This window comes from Mycobacterium sp., from assembly GCF_025933915.1.
Taxonomy (GTDB): domain Bacteria; phylum Actinomycetota; class Actinomycetes; order Mycobacteriales; family Mycobacteriaceae; genus Mycobacterium.
In genome coordinates, this window is the sequence record NZ_JAICZA010000295.1 from 1 (window position 1) to 2,539 (window position 2,539).

Consider the following 2,539-nt stretch of genomic DNA (forward strand, 5'->3'; position numbering starts at 1 on the left):
ACCATCTTCACGCGCGACGACGACGGCCTGCTCGACGCCGTCGAATCCGGCCAGGGCGGACTGGATTTCGCCGAGTTCGATGCGGTAACCGCGGACCTTGACCTGCTCGTCGGCGCGGCCGAGGCACTGCAGTTGCCCAGTAGAGTCCCAGCGGACCAGGTCGCCGGTCCGGTACATGCGGGTTCCGGCCCCGCCGAAGGGGCAGGCGACGAACCGCGACGCGGTCAGACCGGGCCGGCCGACATACCCCGCGGCCACGCCGGATCCGGCGACGTACAGCTCCCCGACGACACCGGGCGGCACCGGCCGCAACGAGTCGTCGAGCACGAACAACGCGGCCCCCGGGACCGGGGAGCCGATCGGAACTGTCCCCGTCCCGGCCGCTAGGGGCGCGCTGATGGTCACACACATCGTGGTCTCGGTCGGGCCGTAGGCGTTGACCATCACCCGCCCGGGTGCCCACTGGTCGACGACCTCGGCCGGGCAGGCCTCGCCGGCCATCACCAGTGACACGGAGTCCAACCCCTCCGGCGAAAGCATCGCCACCGCCGACGGGGTCTGCGTCAACACGCTGACTTCCGTGGCGACCAGGATGTCGTGCAGGTCTTGCGGGGAAGCCGCCACAGACTCGGGGACGACCACCAGCCGGCCGCCGCGCAGCAGCGCACCGAAGATCTCCCACACCGAGACGTCGAATGCCAGCGAGTGACATTGCGACCAGACCCCGGCGGCCGGCAGGCCGGCGTCCAGCGATCCGAGCAGTTGGGTGACGTTGCGGTGGGTGATGGCAACGCCTTTGGGGACACCGGTGGTGCCCGAGGTGTAGATCAGGTAGGCGACACCGTCGGGGCCGGGCATCGGTAAGGCCGTCTCGGGCAAGGTGTCGATGCGGGAATCGTCGACGTCGATGACCGTCACGCCGCGACCGTCGAACCGCCCGGCCAGATCGGCGGTGGTGACCGCGGCGACCGGCTTGGCGTCTCCGAGCATGAATTCGATGCGCGCGTCGGGCGAGGACGGGTCGATCGGCAGGTAGGCCGCTCCCGTTTTGAGCACGGCCAGGATCGACGCGACGGCCTCGGCCGACCGCGAAAACAGCAGCGCCACAGTCCGTCCCGGTCCCGCGCCCGCGGACGCGAGGTAACGCGCCAACCGGTTGGCGGCCTCGTCCAGTTCCCGGTAGGTCACCGACAGGCCGTCGCACACCAGCGCCACGGACTCCGGCGCGCGGGCCACCTGGGTGGCGAACAATTCCGGCACGGACACCGGCGCGTTTGTCGGCCGGGTCAAAACCGCGTTGTTGCCAAGCTCTTTCAGGCGGGCGTGCTCGGCCTCGTCGAGCAGATCCAGCGACGACAACGGGTGCGTGGGGTCGGCGGACATCGCGGTCAGGACGCGTTGCAAGCGGCCGATCAGCACCTCGATGGTCCTCGCGTCGTACACATCGGTGCGGAATTCCACCCGCCCGCCGATGCCGGCGGCCTGTCCGTTCTCGGTCCACCGCTCGGCCAGGGAGAACACCAGGTCCATGCGGGCCGACTGGTCCTCGACCGGTACGGAGGACACCTCGAGGTCGCCCAACGCCAGGCCGGCGGCGGGGTCGTCATGGCCGGCGAAGTTCTGCCAGGCCAGCATCACCTGCACCAGCGGGTGATGCGTCAGGCTCCGGGTCGGGTTGACCCGCTCGACCAGCACCTCGAACGGCACGTCCTGATGCTCGAAGGCGGCCAGGCTCTGCGCCTGGACCCGCCCTAGCAGCTCGGTGAAGCTGGGGTCGCCGGCCAGGTCGACGCGCAGCACCAGGGTGTTGACGAAGAAGCCCACCAGTTGATCGAGCGCGGGGTCGCGCCGCCCCGCGATCGGGAAGCCCACCGCCACATCGGAACTCGCGCCGACCTTCGACAAGAGCACCGCCAGGGCGGCCTGCACCACCATGAAGCTGGTCGCGTTGTGCTCGCGGGCCACCCGGCGAACCTGCTGCTGCAGCTCGGCCGGCCAATCGACAACCACGCTGTCGCCGCGCTGATCGGCCACCGGCGGGTAGGGGCGATCGGTGGGCAGCTCGAGGCGTTCGGGCATGCCGGCCAGGGCGTGCTCCCAGTACGCCAGTTGAGCGCCGATGCGGCTGTCGCCGTCGTCGAGGTCGCCGAACTGGGCGCGCTGCCAGAGTGTGTAGTCGATGTACTGCACCGGCAATTCGGGCCAGCCGGGGGCCCGCCCGGCGCACCGGTTGGTGTAGGCCAGGCTCAGATCGGCGCCCAACGGCGTCAGCGACATGCCGTCCGCGGCGATGTGGTGTACGACGATCACCAGCAGGTGCTCATCTTCGGCGACGGTGAAAAGCCGTGCCTTCATGGGTATTTCGGCCGCCAAGTCAAAGGCGTGGCGTGTCGCCGCCTTGACGGCGTCATCCAGCTGGCTCGCCGGCCATGCGGTGGCGTCGACGACGTCCCAGCCGAAGTCGGCGCGGTGGACGGGCACGACGACCTGCTGAGGGGTGCCCTGGTGCGCCGGGAACAGGGTGCGCAAACTCTCGTGG

Annotated in this window: 1 protein-coding gene; it reads right to left on the bottom strand. The window is 70.0% G+C overall.

Annotation, left to right across the window (positions count from 1 at the left end; genetic code table 11):
- Positions 1-2,539: amino acid adenylation domain-containing protein (locus Q0W90_RS24195; RefSeq protein ID WP_297777182.1), on the bottom strand; the 2,539-nt coding region annotated here is incomplete at both ends.